This window comes from Cellulomonas sp. NS3 (assembly GCF_024757985.1).
Lineage (GTDB): Bacteria > Actinomycetota > Actinomycetes > Actinomycetales > Cellulomonadaceae > Cellulomonas_A.
The window spans coordinates 437,851-453,132 of record NZ_CP103289.1; the positions used below are offsets into that span (position 1 = coordinate 437,851).

Genomic DNA, 15,282 nt, shown 5'->3' on the forward strand with positions numbered 1-15,282 from the left:
AGGGCATGCCGACCCGCCGGCTCCTCCCCTTGGGGCGGCACCCCGCGCCCGTCCTCCGGTTCCGGTGACGCGGACCCGGCGGCGGCCGATCATGGTCGGGACCGCGAGGGTGCGGCCCACCGGTGAGGAGGCTGTCGAGATGGAGCTGTCGGACCGGGCCCGGGCGGCGGGCGACGCGATCGAGCCCGTGACGTCGTTCTTCCTGTCGCTGCGCGCGATGGACGGTCAGCCGGACGTCGTCGACCTGTCGTTCGGCGACCCGCACGAGATGCCGCTGCCGGCGCTCGTCGACGCGATCCGCGCGAACCTCGAACCGCGCGCCGAGGACTGGTTCGCGTACAAGACGAGCCTCGCGCCGGCGCAGGAGGCGGTCGCTGCGGGGCTGCGTGCCGAGCTCGGGCTCGATTTCGCCGCGGCCGACATCACGATGACCCAGGGCGCCTTCGGGGCGATCGCGCTGGCGTTCCGGCTGGTCGCCGACGTGGGCGACGAGGTCGTGGTCCCGGAGCCCGGCTGGTTCTACGCCCCGATGCTGCGCGCCGCCGACATGGTGCCCGTCCGCGCCTCGCTCGCCGAGGGCACGTTCGACCTCGACGTCGAGGCGGTCGCGCGGGCGATCACCCCGCGCACGCGGATCGTCGTCGTGAACTCCCCGGCGAACCCGACCGGCCGGGTCTACGGGCGCCAGCGCCTCGCGGAGCTCGCGACGGTGCTCGACGAGGCGTCGGCGCGCCACGGCCGCCGGATCTGGCTGCTGTCCGACGAGCCCTATCGGCGCATCCGGTTCCACGGCCTGGGCTTCACGAGCCCCGCGGAGCTCTACCCCTGGACGCTCGTCGACTACTCCTACGGCAAGGTGCTGCTCGCGCCGGGCCAGCGCCTCGGCTACCTCGCGCTGTCCCCGCTGATCCCGGTCGCGGTGCGCGACGAGCTGCGCGACGCGATCCTGCCGCTGCAGCTCGCGCTGGGCTGGGGCTTCCCCGACGCGCTCATGCAGTACGCGGCCCCGGCCCTGGAGACGGTGTCGATCGACGTCGCGGCCCTGCAGGGTCGGCGCGACCGGGCCGTCGCCGCGCTCGGGGAGGCGGGGTACGCGCTGACGGTCCCCGAGGGCACCTTCTACCTGTGGGGCGAGGCGCCCGGAGGCAACGCGGTCGCTTTCACCGCGGCGCTGGCCGAGCGCGGGGTCTACGTCCTGCCGGGCACGGTGTTCGGGCGGCCGCGGCACTTCCGGATCAGCCTCACGGCGACTCCGGAGATGCTGGAGCGCGCGCTGCCGGTGCTGCGCGAGGTCGGCGCCCGGGTCGGCTGAGCCGCTGCACGGGTGGGGCTCCCGGGGCGCCGACCGCCACCCTGGCGGGCCGCCGGACCGCGGCGCCGGCGAGGTCACCGCACCGCGTCGAGCAGCTCCTCCAGATGCGCCCGAGTGTGCGGGTCGTCGAGCACCTCGCCGACCCACGCCGCGGCGCCCGCCCGCTCGGGGGAGCGGGCGTTCGGGGTCAGCCAGTCGGTCGCGGCGGCCTGCGTGATGTGCCCGAGCTGCGCGACGAGCATCGAGAAGTCGGCGGTGCGCGTGAGCCGCGCGGGACCTCCCGCGTCGGCGTAGGCGCCCTGCAGCGCGCGGGCGCGGCCCGGGTCGTCGCGCGCGAACTCGAACAGCACGCACGCGAGCTCCCGGCGGGGGTCGGCCGGCCCCGCGTTCTCCCAGTCGATCACGCACAGCCCTGCGCCGGCGGCCGGCAGCACGTTGTCCGCCCAGAGATCGCAGTGGCACACGTGCAGCCCGCCGGGCGGCTCGATCCAGCTCTCCAGCGCGACGAGCTCGTCGCGCAGCGCGGCGAGGCGCCCGGCGAAGGGTGCGCCCGCGTTCCGCAGTGCGTCGACCAGCCGGTCCCAGCCCGCGGCGCCGACCGGCTCGGTGTACCAGGGGTGCACGGGTCCGGGGTGCGGGGACGCGATGCGGTGGAGCGTGCCGACCGCGGCCCCGACCAGCTCGGGGTCGAGCCGGGGATCGGGCTCCCCGAGCTCGACCCACCCGTACACGCGGACCTGGACGCCTCCGACGTCGGCCGAGGCCGAACCGTCGCGCGATCTCGGCCGCTTCCACGCCGCCCACACCAGCACGGCGGCCGGCCGGACGCCAGACCCGCGACGATGGCGTGATGACGACGCGACCGACCCTGTTCCTGCTGGTCGGGCTGCCGGGCACCGGGAAGACGACCGAGGCCCGCCGCCTGGAGGCCGAGGGGCACGCGCTGCGCCTGACGAAGGACGAGTGGGTCAAGGCGCTCTACGGGGAGGCGAACCCGCCGTCCGTGACGGACGTGATCGAAGGGCGGCTCGTCGAGATCGCGCTGCGCGCGCTCGTGCTCGGCGTGCCGGTCGTCCTCGATTTCGGGCTGTGGTCGCGCGACGAGCGCTCCGCCCTGCGGCGCGCTGCGGCCGACGTCGGTGCGGTCGCGGAGGTGCGCTACCTCGCGCTCTCCGCCGAGGAGCAGCGCCTGCGGCTCGACCGGCGCCAGGCGGAGGAGCCGCACACGACGTGGCACATGTCCGACGAGGAGCTCACCGCGTGGGCGGCCGCCTTCGACGTCCCCACCCCGGGCGAGGTCGACGGCACCGAGCCGCTCGACGACCCACCGACGGGCTGTGCCACGTGGGACGAGTGGCGCCGCCGACGCTGGCCCAGGTCGGTCCGGTGACCGACGCGTCCAGCAGGCGCGCCGCCCGGTGAGCAGCCGGGCCGCCCCTTCGTGCGAGCACCTTGTCCGCCGGGAGCGCGCCTGCCACGGTGTCCCCGTCCGCAGCGACGGCGCGAGGGGGAGCGGCAGTGAGCACCGAGAGCACCGATCCCGCCCGGAGCAAGGCGGAGGCCGAGGCCCGCAAGGCCGAGGCGGAGGCGCGGAAGGCGGAGGCCGAGGCGACGGAGTACCTCAGCCGGTCCGCACAGCAGCTGCGGGAGGCCGAGCGTCGCCAGAAGCTGCTCGCCGCCGAGCGCGACTCGGTGGCCGCGGCAGCCGGGCGGTACGCGAGCCTCGTGCCCGACCTCAGCGGGGTCGAGCGGGGCACGACGACCGTCTCCGGGACCAACGCGATGTACGAGTCGGAGCTGCTCGCGTCAGCGCTGGACCGGGCGTGCGCAGCGATCGTCGAAGCCGTGGGGCCCAGCGTCGGCGCGGGGCCCGTGCTCGTCACCACGGAGCTCGACCTCGTCGCCTCCGACGCCGTGCACGGTCAGGTCGACGTCGCGCTCGCCGAGCTCCAGTCCGCTGCCGACGGTCTCCTCAGCCCGCCGGAGGCCGGCGGCGAGTCGATCGCCGCCATCGGGCTCGCCGCGGCCGTGCTCCCGCACGTCCTCTCGCTGTTCGCCACCTCTCACACGGTCACCACGTCAGCCACGGCGCCCTCGGCGGCGGTCGCCGGCACCGCGCTCGCGGGCGTGCTCGCCGAGGACGCGGACCGTGAGGTGGTGCACGACACGTTCCGCGTGCTCGAGCGGGGCCCGCTCGACGTCCGGCTGGACGACCTGCTGACGGCCTGCGGCCAGCTCCGGGACATGGCCTCCGTCGCGGTGCAGGCCGACGCCGAGCCGGACCCGCGTACCGCGCTCGCGGCCGAGCTGGTGACGCGGATCGAGACGTTCGTCGGCACGGTCATGGCTGTCCCGTCGGGAGCGGCAAGGTCGCTGTGGACGAGCGCGCGGGCTCGGCAACGGCTCCACGACGCGGCGGCCACCTACGTGCTGCTTGTCCAGAGCCCGACCGCGACGACCAACCAGGTCGTCGACGAGAAGGTCGGCAAGGACCGGTTCCGCGTCGTGTCGACCGTGAACGTGCCCTGGGCGCTGGTGCGCAGCGACGCCGAGCGGATCCTGGCCGCCGGCGTCGGCTCCGGACGGGCGGTCGCCGACGGGGAGCTCGGGCAGCGGGTGACGATCGAGTGACACCCGTGGAGGACCTCGGCCGGGCACCGGCGGCGGTGCTGCTCGACGGCTGGGCCGGGGTGGTCGGGCAGGGGCGCGACGACGCGCTCCGCCTCGACAAGCTCGACCTCCTGCGCGCCGAGATCGAGTACGTCGACCGTGCGGTGGGGCCGGCTGCGCCGCCGGAGGCGGTCGCCCAGGTGCTCGGGGACGCCGACGAGGCGATGCGGCGCGTGCTCGCCGAAGGCCCGGCCGCGTCGTTCACCGCCGCCCTCGCCTCCGGCGTCACCGCGGTGGTGCACGCCGACGGCTCGCGGCCCGTCGGCTTCGTCAAGGACGGGTTCGTGGACCTCGACCAGCCGGCGCTCGCCGCGTGGCGGGGCGACCTCGAGGCGGCGGAGGGCGCCGTGCGGCACGCGTGCGCCGGCACGGGGCGGATCGGCTCCGCCGCCGGCGGCGCGCACGTGGGCACGGCCTGGGTGGTCGGCGACGGCCTCCTCGTGACGAACCTGCACGTGCTCCGCCAGCTGCGCGGCCCGGGAGGGGCGTCCGCACCGGGTCCCGGTCCGCTCCCCGACGGCATCACGGTGGACCTCACGGGGGAGGTCGCTGCCGGCGGCGCGCACCACGAGGTGGCGGTGACGGAGGTCGTGGCGGTCGGGACGCCCGGGGACGCCGCTCACCAGCATCCCGTCGCACGTTCGCTCAACTTCGACGGCCTCGACGTCGCGGTGCTGCGCTTCCACCCGGGTGCGGCCGGGAGTCCCGAGCCGCTCGGGCTCGACCTCGACCGGGCGCAGGTCGAGCCGCCGCAGCGCGTCTTCGTCGTCGGCTACCCGGGCGGGCCGCTCTCGACGACGCCGGCGGCGTACGCGTGCGTCTTCGGGGGCAGGTCGGGGGTGAAGCGGATCGCCCTCGGAACGGTCACGGCGGCTCCCGGTCAGGTCCCCCACGACCCGCGAGGCTGGATCCTCGAGCACGACGCCAGCACGATCGGTGGCAACTCCGGCTCACCCGTGGTGGCGCTCGACGGTCGTCGACTTCCCGTGGCGGTGCACGTCGGCGGCCACCACGAGCACACGAACTGGGCGCACGCGGTGGCCGCCGTCCCGTGGAGCGACCTGCACGTCCCGCCCGGGTAGAGCGCCGGAGGGGCCACGCGCCCGCGGCCTAGCGCAGCTCGGGGAAGCACCAGCCGGCCATGTGCCGCAGCGAGGGCCCGGTGCCGAACGGGGTGCTCGTCGGGGCGGGCCGGTCGTCGGGCGGCACGGTGACGTCGCGTGCGATCCGGCGCACCCGCGGGGTCGTCGAGAGCTGCGACGTGAGCTGCTGCCACCGGCCGTCGGAGCGCCCCCGGAAGCCCCGCCCGGCGATCACCTCGGCGCCGGGTTGCGCGTCGAACATCCCGTCGAGGTACTCGACCCGCCCGTAGCGCCGCCCGCCGTGCTCCTCGACGCCGTGGCAGTAGGCGAGCACCCAGGCGTCCTCGCGACAGCCGACGGCGTACACGTCGCCCGCCGCAGGGTCGCCGCGCAGGTGCGGGGCGAGCGGCTGCGTCCGGGCGGTGCGCGGCGCCCGGACCGACGGCGGCGCGGCCGGGGCCTCCGCGGGCCGGGTCGACGGCACCGGGAGGTGACCGAACAGCCGCTCGACGACGCCCGAGTCGACGCCGTGCTCGGCGGTCCAGAAGCCGAGCGGCGCGGACACCTCGACGCGCACCGAGGGGCGGCGGTCGCGCTCGCGGGCCGTCGTGAACCGGGTCAGGAGGCCGGGGTGCTCGGGAGTCTGGAGCACGCCGAGCAGCGCGAGGTCCTCGAGCAGAGACGTGACCGCGTGCTGCGGCCGGCCGGGCAGGAGCCGTTCCCGGTGCACCGCCTTCGCCGCCGCGCCAGGTCGCGTCCCGGGCGGCAGTTCGCGCAGCGTGCGGAGCACCTGGTGCAGCGTCCACACGTCGTGCGGCGTCGGAGCGGGCGGCCACGGGGCCGGCGCCTCCCGCAGCGCGAGCACGTACGCGACGACGTCCCCCGGCAGCGGCGCGCCGCTCGTGCGCCGGCTCCGCCACGCGTCGGTGGTGTCGACCGTGACCTCGGGGTCGACGAAGCAGACGTCGCACGTCCGGTCGGGGCGGCCGTCGAACGCGTGGTCGGGGAGGGCCGAGCCGAGCACCGTCGCGGGCAGGAGCGACCTCCAGCGCACGGGTGCCGAGCCGAGGCTCGCGACGAACGCGTCTGCCGCCGCTCGCTCGTCGACCTCGCGGGCGCGGGCCCGCAGCTCGGTGACCGCCGCGTCGTGCGTGAGCGTGACGAACGTGCTCGGGGCGAGGCCGCGGGCCGCGAGCTCGTGGAGGTCGGCCGCGTCGACCGTCGCCGGGACGCGGACCTCGTGCCGACCTCCGTGAAACACGCGGTTCTCCGGCGCGTACACCCGGGTCAGCAGGGCGAGCGCCCGGTCGTCGTCCACCGCACGAGGCTACGGGGGCGCCGAGAGGTGTACCCGCAGGGTCTCCCTCCGCCGCGGGCTCCGACTTAGCCTGACGGGATGGACAACCGATCCGAGGTCCGCGAGTTCCTCGTCTCGCGCCGCGCCAAGGTGACGCCCGAGCGGGCGGGCATCGTGGGCGGCGGGAACCGGCGGGTCGCCGGGCTGCGGCGCACCGAGGTCGCTGCGCTCGCGGGCGTGAGCGTCGAGTACTACGCGAAGCTCGAACGGGGTGCGATCGCCGGCGCGTCGGCGTCGGTGCTCGACGCGGTCGCCCGCGCCCTGCAGCTCGACGACACCGAGCGCGCGCACCTGCTCGACCTCGCCCGGACGGCCGACGGGATCCCGACGTCGGGGCGACCGCGTCGCCGCCCCGCCAGGCAGGCCGGCACGCGCGCGAGCCTGCAGTGGGCGCTCGACGCGATCACCGACGGCGTCGCGTTCGTCCGCAACCCCCACCAGGACCTCCTCGCGACCAACGCGCTCGGACGGGCGTTCTACTCCCCGGTGATCGGCGACGGCGGGCGCACCCCCAACCTCGCGCGGTTCCAGTTCCTCGACCCCGCGTCGCGCGAGTTCTACCCCGACTGGGACCGGTTCGCGCAGATGTGCGTCGGGGTCATGCGGTCGGAGGCCGGTCGGGACCCGCACGACCGCGGGCTGCAAGACCTCGTCGGTGAGCTGTCGACCCGCAGCGAGACGTTCCGGCGGCTGTGGGCGGCGCACGACGTGCGGACGCACGGCTCGGGCACCAAGCACTTCACGCACCCGGTGGTGGGCCCGCTCGTGCTCGCGTACGAGGAGCTCGCGATCACGGCGGAGCCTGGGCACGTCCTGCTCGTCTACACGGCCGAGCCGGGGTCCGCGTCGGCCGAGCGCCTGCGCCTGCTGGCGTCGTGGGGGCGCACCGAGCAGCTCGCGAGCCTCGGGCTCGACGCGCGCCAGGAGACCTGAGCCGCCTGGGGTGCCCTCGCAGTACACCCCACGGCAGGGACTCCCGCCGGGCCTGTCGCCGGGATGTCATGGAGACTCGTCCCGAGCCCCACCCGAACCGAAGGACACACCCATGCGCGTGCACGCCTACGCCGCCCCGGCCGCCTCCGAGCCGCTCGAGCCCACCACCATCGAGCGCCGCGCCGTCGGAGCGAACGACGTCCTCATCGAGGTCGCGTACGCCGGCATCTGCCACTCCGACATCCACACCGTGCGCGGCGACTGGGGCCCGCAGCAGTACCCGCTGGTCCCCGGCCACGAGATCGTCGGGATCGTCGCCGAGGTCGGGTCGGACGTGACCCGCCACAAGGTCGGCGACCGCGTCGGTGTCGGCTGCATGGTCGACTCGTGCGGCGCGTGCGTGAACTGCCGCAAGGGCGAGGAGCAGTACTGCCTGGAGGGCATGGTCGGCACGTACGGCGCGACCGACCGCGACGGCACCGTGACCCAGGGCGGCTACTCGACGCACGTCGTCGTCGACGCCGACTTCGTGCTCAGCGTGCCCGAGGGTGTCGACCTCGCCGCCGCCGCGCCGCTCCTGTGCGCGGGCATCACCACGTACTCCCCGCTCCGCCACTGGGGTGCGGGTCCGGGCAAGAAGGTCGCCGTCGTCGGCCTCGGCGGGCTCGGGCACATGGCCGTCAAGCTCGCGCACGCGATGGGCGCGGAGGTCACGGTGCTGTCCCAGTCGCTCAAGAAGCAGGAGGACGGGCTCCGCCTCGGTGCCGACCGCTACTACGCCACGAGCGACGCCGCCACGTTCGAGGACCTCGCCGGGGAGTTCGACCTCATCGTCAACACCGTCAGCGCGCGCATCGACGTCAACGCCTACCTCGGGCTGCTCGCCGTCGACGGGACCCTCGTCAACGTCGGTGCCCCCGCCGAGCCGATGAGCGTCAACGTGTTCTCGCTCCTGGCGAACCGGCGCTCGTACGCCGGGTCGATGATCGGCGGCATCCGCCAGACCCAGGAGATGCTCGACTTCTGCGCCGAGCACGGCCTGGGCGCCGACATCGAGCTCATCTCGGCCGACCAGATCAACGAGGCGTACGAGCGGGTTCTCGCGTCGGACGTGCGCTACCGCTTCGTGATCGACACGGCGACGCTGGCCTGACGGGGTCAAGGAGCCAGGTAGGCCGGGCCGCCCTCGCGCCAGACTCGCCTCACCGGTCAGGTGCGAGGGTGGCCCTGGCGCTACGGCTCGCGAACCTCCAGGACGCCCTCGAGGCCCGCGAAGTCCCCGACGGGGCTCGTGATCAGCACGCCGCCGTGCGCGTGCGCGGTCGCGGCGATCAGCAGGTCGAACGCTCGGGCGCGGGGCTGCCGTCCCGCGGCGACGGTCTTCGTCGCCAGCAGTGCGTAGGACGACGCGACCGCGTCGTCGATCGGAAGCGCTGTCAGCGCACTCTCGGCACCCGACAGCACCCGCATCCGCGCCGCCCTGCTCTCGGGGGTGCGAGCCATCAGCACCCCGAAGCGCAGCTCGGCCAAGGTCGCCATGCTGATGGCTGCCTCGTCGCCGCGACCGGTGGGCACGAGCCTGTCGATCAGGACGTTCGTGTCGAGGATCAGCCTCACCGAGGGGTGTCGCGCTCGAACGGGTCGCGCGCGGCACCGTCGACGAGCGCCATGTCCTCGTCCCAGTGAGGGTCGTCCACTCCAGGGAACAGTGCCGCCAGCTCCGCGACCGGACGCCACATCGGACGCGCCTCGGAGTGCGGCACGAGGTCGGCGACCGGCCGCCCGTGCACCGTCACGACCACACGCTCGCCCTCCTCGACGTGGCGCAGGACGCCGGACGCGTCCTGCCTGAGCTCGCGCACTCCGACCGTCGTCATCCACCGGATGTAGCACCGTGTGCTACCCGAGTGCCCCGGGCCAGGACAGTCGATCGGCAGGTGGTCGTCGCCCTCATCGCGCGCGCCTGGCGATCAGGGCGACGAGCTCGCGGCTGCAGCCCAGCGCGGCGGCGATCGCGGTGTACGTCCACCGCTCCGGGTCCTCGGCGCGGAGCTGGAGGATCAGCCGGTCACGCTCGGCGCGGTACCGGGCGGCGACCTCGTCGGCCTCGGCGGCCTTGCAGTGCAGCTCACGCGCACGGCTCGCCCGCGGGTCCGAGGTTCCCGCTGCCCGGGCGCGCCGAGGGGCGGCACCGTCGCCGGTGCCGCCCCTGGCCGCCCTCCCGGGCCGGTGCGGTCCCTCAGAGCCCACGCGCGAACTCCGTGATGAGCGAGGGCACCGCACCGTCGAACCCGACGACGTCGAGCATCCCCGGGTCGCTCGGGTCCGCGATCGTGAACTCGGTGGCCGTCATCCCGACGACCACGAGCTTCGCCGCGATGCCCGACGCGCGCCGGTACTCGGCGAGCGCCTGGTGCGGGTGCACCTTCCCCGCCCACGTCTCGTTGTCCGTGTAGACGACGAACGTGTCGACCTCGAGTCCCTGCTCGCGCGCCCAGACCATCGGCAGCGCGCAGTCGGTGCCCGACATCGGCATCGCGTCGACCACGCGCAGGGCGTCGTCGAGGCGCTGCCGCGGCGAGATCGCGAGCGGCCGCAGGGCGCTGCGGTGCCAGTCCTGGCCACCCCACCCCGCGACGCCCCCGTCCGCCGTGGTGAAGCCGACCGCCGTGGCCGACGGCTCCGTCGCGAGCTGCACGAGCGCGAGCGCCGCCGACGCCTCGCGGGCCGTGACCGGCATCCCTGAGATCGGCACGCCCATCGACCCCGACACGTCGACCGCGAGCAGCGTCCGCGTGCCCGACGGCTCGACCGCACCGAAGGCGCGGTAGAACGCGGTGTCGAGCGCGTCGACGACCTGCCGCGTCGGCGTCCACGTCGTCCCGGCACCGCGCGCCGAGCGACCGGACGCGTACGTCCGCTGCGCCACGAGCACGTTCACCGGGTGCACCCGCGCCGACCGCAGCCGGTCCGGGTCGACGAGCTGTGCGACGACCTCGCCGGTGCGCCCGCCGAGGTCCGGCAGCATCCCGAGCCGGGTCAGCCGCGGGAGCTGGCGCATCAGCGCCGTCTGGGGCACGCCCACGTCGAGCAGCGCGTCCCACACCGCCGTCTCGCCGAGCGCGGCGTCGGGCAGCATCTCCCACGACAGCCGGTGCCGGTGGACCAGCGCGGCCCACGCGGCGGCGTTCGTAGCCGACTGCGCCGCGACGAACCCCTCGACGAGCGCAGGCGTCGCGTCGCCCACCGTGCCCCGTACGACCCACTCGAACGTCGCCCGCAGCTCCGGCGTGACCGCCTGCGGGTGCGCCAGCCGGAGCAGGTCGCGGTGCGACCAGCCCTCACGCTGCCGGTACTTGACGACCTGGTAGGCCAGGGCGTCGACGTCCTTCGCCGTGTACCAGCCCCCGACCGCGCGCCGCAGACCCCGGCCCCACCCGCGGAACGTCTCGACGTAGCCCGCGAACAGGAACAGGTGCGTCCCCGTGCGCGCGACCTGCGGCAGCGCGGCGAGCGCGAGCTGCGCCGACTCGGGCACCGACGCCGCGTACGCGAGCGCGAACAGCGCCGCGTTCTGCTTCGGGGCGGCGCCGCGCGTCGACACGTCGACGATCGTCCGCACGAGCGTCTCCGGGTCCTCGCGGGCCATCCGACCGACGACCTCGGCGTTCTCCCGGGCGAGCTCGCGCGGAGCGGCGTAGTACGAGCCGCCGTCCACGCCGAGCGTCAGGAAGCGGCGCAGGCGCGCGGCGTCGTCGAGCACGAAGGTGTGGCCGCCGGCGCTGTTGGGCATCTGGCGGGGGTCGGCGCGCTCACTCTGCGGCGTGCGCCGCAGGCCGAGCGTGCGCAGGACGTCCATGGGTGGTTCCTCTTCTCGGTGGTCGACGGCGGTGGCGGGCGTGGTGCGCGGGCCGGGTGTGACCCCGGAGCACCGGGGTCATCCGTGACAGGGAGGTAACCGACCCGCTCCGGCCCGCCACCGTCGTCGTGGTGGGTGAGCGGGCGTGGGGGTGGTCCCCGGACGGCGGCTCGCGCCGCCGGGCAGGTGTCCCGAGGGGCCGGGAGTCGAACCCGTACTGCCGTCTACCAGGTAACCGAGGACCGTTCGGCCCGCTCGTCGGGAGGTTCGGGTGGGCGTGTGATGACGCCGGAGTCCTGCTCTGCCAGTTGAGCTACGCCACCCGCGAGGTGACGACGGGACTCGAACCCGCAACCCGGCCATCAGAAGTGGTAACCGACAGTCGCCGGCCCACCCGAACCTTCCCGTGTTCTGTTGTCGTGCATGACGGTAGGGGTCTACACAGCGGCTGACCAGCGATTATCTGCGGACCTTCTGGGTACTGGCCCGTGTCGCCGGCGGACCGGTCGGCTGGAGGTGCGCCTCGCCGCCTCGCCGCTCCGCCACGTGATCGGCTGGCGGCCCGGGCGGGCGTGGTGGTGGCCGCCGGAGACCGGTGTGCGACCACCGGAGTCCGGTGCTCTCCCACTGAGCCACGACGCCGCAGCGTCGGAGGGACTCGAACCCTCGACCTCCGGAACCAGAGAACCGACGACCGTCGGCCCGCCCGGGCCGGGACAAGTGTCGAGGACGGCCGCGCGGCGTCCAAGCGCATTCCGCCCGCCTCCCGCCAGGCCGCCTCGACGTATCGTGGCGAGGTCGGCCGTCTCTGCTCCTCGAGAGGGTCAGCCGGAAGGTCCCATCGTGCGACAGCACCGCATCGACACACCGCGAGAGCCCGACGACCGTCACCTCGTGCGCGGGGCGGGTCGCCCGGTCGTCGCTGCGCCGGCAGGGGTGTGGCACCCCCGCGCCGGGTCGATCACCGAGCTCCAGCGGACCGCGGGCAACCACGTCGTCGGCCGGCTCCTCCTCGGTGGGGCACAGGGTGCTGCCGGGGCGCCGACCGTGCAGCGCGCGCCCTACGGCCTGGAGTCGCCGAAGAGCCGGGGCGCCTACGTTGCCGAGGCCGCGCGGCTCCGCCGGGCGCAGCCGAGGATGTCCCTCTCGGCCTTCGCCGAGGCCCTGTTGACGCTCGTCGCGGGGGAACTCAAGGCCGCCGGCGTGCCGCCGGTCCGGTGGACGATCAAGGAGAGCGGCTCCGGCCCGGACGGTGTGTTCAGCTCGACGGACTGGCGGGTCCTGGTCAACACGTCGGCATTCAGCGCGCAGAAGACGCCGCCGAAGGAGATCGGGCTCCTGACCGACCCGGAGGTCACGGCCGCCGCCGGGACGCTGTACCACGAGGCGCGGCACGCGGACCAGGACGTCGTGATAATCCGGGACCTGCTCGCGCAGAAGCGGACCGTCGACCAGGTGGTCGCGGCGACGGGCATCCGCAGGAAGACCGTTCAGTCCGTCAGGTCGACGACGTACGCAGCACCGCTCGACGCCGACCAGAGGGCGCACGCGGCCCGCATGTACGACGTCATGTACGGCCCGAACAACCAGTTCCTGAAGCTACTGATGACGCACCGGAAGCTCTTCGCGGGTCTCGGCATGCTGGCCGAGCCCGGCTCCCGGCTGCCCGACGGCAAGCGGCACGTCACGACGCTCGCCACCTGGCAGTCGACCACGCTGACGCCGACCCTGGCGCGGCTGGCCGCGTCGAAGAACCTGACAGCCGCCCAGAAGGACCTTCACACGCGCCTGCGGTCGGTCGACGCGGAGATCACGGCGCTTCTGGTCGTCTGGAAGGCCGCGCACGTGAAGAAGCCGGCGCCGACGGCGGCGGACGACGTCCGTGTGGCGGCCGGCGACACGCGCGATGCGCTGGACGAGGCCTACCGGAGCCTCGAGAGCGAGGCGGACGCCTTCTGGGTGGAGGGTCTGGTGGCGGCGGCGCTCGAGCAGAAGCTGGCGAAGCCGTAGGTCGTCCGTGCGCGGCTCGCTGACGACGCCCCTCAGGCGCGCCGCGACGGTCAGCGCTCGGCGGGATGGAACATCGCGGACATGCGCGGAACGACCGGCCCGTACCAGCGCTCAGGCGGCAGGTCGGCGGCGTCGACGTCCACGTCCCCGAGGACGTCGAAGCCGATCAGGTCACCCGGTAGCGCACGGTCTCCAGGACTCACGACGTCGCCCTCAACCGAGGAACGGCACGTCCGACTGCGTTACCGCTGCGACGACGAGTTCCGACAGGATCGCGGAGAGCACCACGCCGAGATCGACCCCGATGGCGCGGCTCGCGACTGTGCGCACTTCTGCCCGCGCGCGGTTCCTCGGTGTCTCCATCTCGGCCTCCCATGCACGCACACGGATCTCGTGCTCAGCCTGGGCGCGGGAGTACGCCATGTCGTGCTCGCGTTGTTCAGCCTCCTGCTCACGCTGAAGGGCCGCTCGTCGGCGCTCCCACTCACGGAAGGCGGGGTTCGGCCGGCTCGACGTCCGGCTGCGCGAGCACCGGACAGCGAGAAGGCCAGGTCGGATGCGTCCTGACCTGGCCTTCTGGTGGAGCGGGTGACGAGAATCGAACTCGCGCTATCAGCTTGGGAAGCTGAAGTTCTACCACTGAACTACACCCGCACTGCTGTGCTCGCACTGCCGGACGTACCCTCCGAGGAGGGCCCGGCGCCAGCGCGCGCACCATCATACCGACGCAGCCCGTTCCGTCGAATCCCCGGTCCGGGCCGGTGTGCCGCGGCGCCAGCCAGGCCGCACGCCCGTCCCACCGTGGTGCCCGTCCCGCCGCAGTGCCTGTCACGGCGCGGCGTCGGTCAGACCCGCCCCACCGACAGCGTGAACGTCCCCGACCGCGACTCGCCGGGCTCGAGCACGAAGACCCCGGTGCCCTCGACGCCGGCGTCGTGCAGCGCGAAGCCGTCGTTGACGTTCGTCACGGGTTCGACCGCGAAGTGCGTGCGCCGCCGCGGCAGGTACACCACGAGGTGGGAGTAGACGTCGTCCATGCCGAGCCGGACCTCCACGCCGTGGTCCGGGTACGTCCAGCGCACGGGCTCGCCTGGGCGCAGGCCCGTGAGCACGTCGTCGACGAAGGCGGTGCCGAGCGGGCGCGGCTCGCGGTAGTCGGCGCGGGCGCGCACCACCCCGGCGGACGTGACGGCCATCGCGGACTCGAGCGCGTAGCCGCGGTCGGCGGGGACGTGCAGGACGGCGTCGGAGCCGGGGAGCGTGCCCGACGACGCGCCCGCCGAGGTCGACGGGGTGGGCGTGGGCGCGTCGCCCTCGTCGGACCCGTCCGCAGCGACTGACGACGGCGTCGTGAACGCGGCCGGCGTCAGGCGGCGCTGGAAGTACGGGTGGTGGCCGAACCCCGCGGGGAACGGCTCGGCGTCGACGTTCTCGACCGTCGTCGTGACGCGCAGGTCCGTGCCGTCGAGCTCGTAGACGAGCCGCGAGCGGAACCGCCAGGGGAAGTTCACGCCGACGAGGTCCCGGGTGTCGAGCTCGAGCTCGACGCGTGCCGCGGTCCGGTCGACGACGCGCCACGTGTAGGACGCGACGGCGCCGTGCATCGCGGTCCCGTCGGCGGCGTTGTGCGCGAGCGTCCACGTGCGCCCTCGGAAGCGCAGGACGCCGTCGCGGATGCGGTTCGACCACGGCACGAGCGGGAAGCTCGCGCACTTCTCCGGGGCGCCGTAGACGGTCGGGCGCGCGGGCCGCAGCAGGTCGAGCCAGCGGCCGTCGACGAGCACGCGGCCGAACGCGAGCGACCCGCCGGTGCCGGGCAGCACGCCGAGCTCCCAGGTGTCGGAGCGCAGCGTCACCACGCGCGGGTCGACGGGCAGGGAGGCCGGCTCGGGCGCGGTGAGCGCGTTCAGCAGGCTCGTGGCCGCCAGCGTGTCGGGCGTGCTCGTGCTCGTGCTCGTCGTGGTCGTCACGTGGGCCCCCCGGGTCGTCGTCGGCGCCGGGACGGTCCCCGTCACCGCAGTGCGCTGCGCCCGGGCGGACGCCCGGCTCGTCGTGACGC

General features: G+C 74.6%; 16 protein-coding genes and 1 tRNA gene. 7 read left to right on the plus strand and 10 right to left on the minus strand.

Features of this window, described 5'->3' with window-relative positions:
• The first annotated feature begins 139 nt into the window (after positions 1 to 139).
• Positions 140 to 1,312: an aminotransferase class I/II-fold pyridoxal phosphate-dependent enzyme gene (locus NXY84_RS02035; protein ID WP_258725516.1), complete on the plus strand. Its 1,173-nt coding sequence runs from the start codon at positions 140 to 142 to the stop codon at positions 1,310 to 1,312.
• 74 nt (positions 1,313 to 1,386) lie between these two features.
• Here the strand turns inward: NXY84_RS02035 and NXY84_RS02040 are convergent, their stop codons facing one another.
• Positions 1,387 to 2,124, minus strand: coding sequence for a phosphotransferase enzyme family protein (locus NXY84_RS02040; RefSeq protein ID WP_309485044.1), 738 nt, complete (start codon positions 2,122 to 2,124; stop codon positions 1,387 to 1,389).
• Between the two features lie 38 nt (positions 2,125 to 2,162).
• Between NXY84_RS02040 and NXY84_RS02045 the strand changes: the two genes are divergently transcribed.
• The 3 genes from NXY84_RS02045 to NXY84_RS02055 all read left to right on the plus strand — a co-directional run bounded on the left by NXY84_RS02045 (position 2,163) and on the right by NXY84_RS02055 (position 5,064).
• Positions 2,163 to 2,702 carry an AAA family ATPase gene (locus NXY84_RS02045; RefSeq protein WP_258725517.1) on the plus strand — a complete coding sequence of 180 codons (540 nt, stop codon included), beginning with the start codon at positions 2,163 to 2,165 and terminating at the stop codon, positions 2,700 to 2,702.
• 128 nt (positions 2,703 to 2,830) lie between these two features.
• A complete protein-coding gene (locus NXY84_RS02050) occupies positions 2,831 to 3,943 on the plus strand; it encodes a hypothetical protein (RefSeq protein ID WP_258725518.1) in 1,113 nt (370 codons plus the stop codon).
• 5 nt (positions 3,944 to 3,948) lie between these two features.
• Positions 3,949 to 5,064, plus strand: coding sequence for a trypsin-like serine peptidase (locus NXY84_RS02055; protein WP_258725519.1), 1,116 nt, complete (start codon positions 3,949 to 3,951; stop codon positions 5,062 to 5,064).
• Positions 5,065 to 5,092: 28 nt separating this feature from the next.
• Here NXY84_RS02055 and NXY84_RS02060 read toward each other — a convergent pair whose 3' ends face one another.
• Complete coding sequence (locus NXY84_RS02060; RefSeq protein WP_258725520.1) at positions 5,093 to 6,382, minus strand: hypothetical protein; 1,290 nt, start codon at positions 6,380 to 6,382, stop codon at positions 5,093 to 5,095.
• Positions 6,383 to 6,460: 78 nt separating this feature from the next.
• Here NXY84_RS02060 and NXY84_RS02065 point away from each other — a divergent pair, with 78 nt between their 5' ends.
• Together NXY84_RS02065 and NXY84_RS02070 are read left to right on the plus strand one after the other, a co-directional pair.
• Positions 6,461 to 7,354, plus strand: a complete 894-nt coding sequence (locus NXY84_RS02065) for a helix-turn-helix transcriptional regulator (RefSeq protein WP_258725521.1) — start codon at positions 6,461 to 6,463, stop codon at positions 7,352 to 7,354.
• Positions 7,355 to 7,466: 112 nt separating this feature from the next.
• Positions 7,467 to 8,507 carry an NAD(P)-dependent alcohol dehydrogenase gene (locus NXY84_RS02070; protein WP_258725522.1) on the plus strand — a complete coding sequence of 347 codons (1,041 nt, stop codon included), beginning with the start codon at positions 7,467 to 7,469 and terminating at the stop codon, positions 8,505 to 8,507.
• Positions 8,508 to 8,587: 80 nt separating this feature from the next.
• Here NXY84_RS02070 and NXY84_RS02075 read toward each other — a convergent pair whose 3' ends face one another.
• From NXY84_RS02075 to NXY84_RS02090, 4 genes are all read right to left on the minus strand, one after another.
• The gene (locus NXY84_RS02075; protein ID WP_258725523.1) at positions 8,588 to 8,971 is read right to left on the minus strand and encodes a PIN domain-containing protein; all 384 of its coding nucleotides are present in this window, start codon (positions 8,969 to 8,971) and stop codon (positions 8,588 to 8,590) included.
• The gene (locus NXY84_RS02080; RefSeq protein ID WP_258725524.1) at positions 8,968 to 9,231 is read right to left on the minus strand and encodes a type II toxin-antitoxin system Phd/YefM family antitoxin; all 264 of its coding nucleotides are present in this window, start codon (positions 9,229 to 9,231) and stop codon (positions 8,968 to 8,970) included. Before NXY84_RS02080 ends, NXY84_RS02075 begins: the two co-directional genes overlap by 4 nt.
• A 73-nt stretch (positions 9,232 to 9,304) precedes the next feature.
• A complete protein-coding gene (locus NXY84_RS02085) occupies positions 9,305 to 9,604 on the minus strand; it encodes a hypothetical protein (protein ID WP_258725525.1) in 300 nt (99 codons plus the stop codon).
• Positions 9,594 to 11,213: a TROVE domain-containing protein gene (locus NXY84_RS02090; RefSeq protein WP_258725526.1), complete on the minus strand. Its 1,620-nt coding sequence runs from the start codon at positions 11,211 to 11,213 to the stop codon at positions 9,594 to 9,596. The genes NXY84_RS02085 and NXY84_RS02090 overlap by 11 nt, the downstream gene beginning before the upstream one ends.
• An 843-nt stretch (positions 11,214 to 12,056) precedes the next feature.
• On the opposite strand from NXY84_RS02090, the gene NXY84_RS02095 reads away from it, so the two are divergent.
• The gene (locus tag NXY84_RS02095; protein WP_258725527.1) at positions 12,057 to 13,223 is read left to right on the plus strand and encodes a hypothetical protein; all 1,167 of its coding nucleotides are present in this window, start codon (positions 12,057 to 12,059) and stop codon (positions 13,221 to 13,223) included.
• A gap of 50 nt (positions 13,224 to 13,273) precedes the next feature.
• Here the strand turns inward: NXY84_RS02095 and NXY84_RS02100 are convergent, their stop codons facing one another.
• From NXY84_RS02100 to NXY84_RS02115, 4 genes are all read right to left on the minus strand, one after another.
• Complete coding sequence (locus NXY84_RS02100; RefSeq protein ID WP_258725528.1) at positions 13,274 to 13,426, minus strand: hypothetical protein; 153 nt, start codon at positions 13,424 to 13,426, stop codon at positions 13,274 to 13,276.
• Between the two features lie 10 nt (positions 13,427 to 13,436).
• A complete protein-coding gene (locus tag NXY84_RS21820) occupies positions 13,437 to 13,646 on the minus strand; it encodes a hypothetical protein (protein WP_396126362.1) in 210 nt (69 codons plus the stop codon).
• 157 nt (positions 13,647 to 13,803) lie between these two features.
• Positions 13,804 to 13,877 (minus strand) — tRNA-Gly (locus tag NXY84_RS02110).
• A 191-nt stretch (positions 13,878 to 14,068) separates the two neighbouring features.
• A complete protein-coding gene (locus NXY84_RS02115) occupies positions 14,069 to 15,193 on the minus strand; it encodes an aldose epimerase (protein ID WP_258725529.1) in 1,125 nt (374 codons plus the stop codon).
• Positions 15,194 to 15,282 lie beyond the last annotated feature (89 nt).

Excerpts from the sequence above, each read along its gene's own strand:
- NXY84_RS02070 (WP_258725522.1), top strand. The coding sequence starts at position 7,467 with ATGCGCGTGCACGCCTACGCCGCCCCGGCCGCCTCCGAGCCGCTCGAG.
- NXY84_RS02090 (WP_258725526.1), bottom strand. The coding sequence starts at position 11,213 with ATGGACGTCCTGCGCACGCTCGGCCTGCGGCGCACGCCGCAGAGTGAG.
- NXY84_RS02080 (WP_258725524.1), bottom strand. The coding sequence starts at position 9,231 with ATGACGACGGTCGGAGTGCGCGAGCTCAGGCAGGACGCGTCCGGCGTC.
- NXY84_RS21820 (WP_396126362.1), bottom strand. The coding sequence starts at position 13,646 with ATGGCGTACTCCCGCGCCCAGGCTGAGCACGAGATCCGTGTGCGTGCA.
- NXY84_RS02035 (WP_258725516.1), top strand. The coding sequence starts at position 140 with ATGGAGCTGTCGGACCGGGCCCGGGCGGCGGGCGACGCGATCGAGCCC.
- NXY84_RS02065 (WP_258725521.1), top strand. The coding sequence starts at position 6,461 with ATGGACAACCGATCCGAGGTCCGCGAGTTCCTCGTCTCGCGCCGCGCC.
- NXY84_RS02045 (WP_258725517.1), top strand. The coding sequence starts at position 2,163 with ATGACGACGCGACCGACCCTGTTCCTGCTGGTCGGGCTGCCGGGCACC.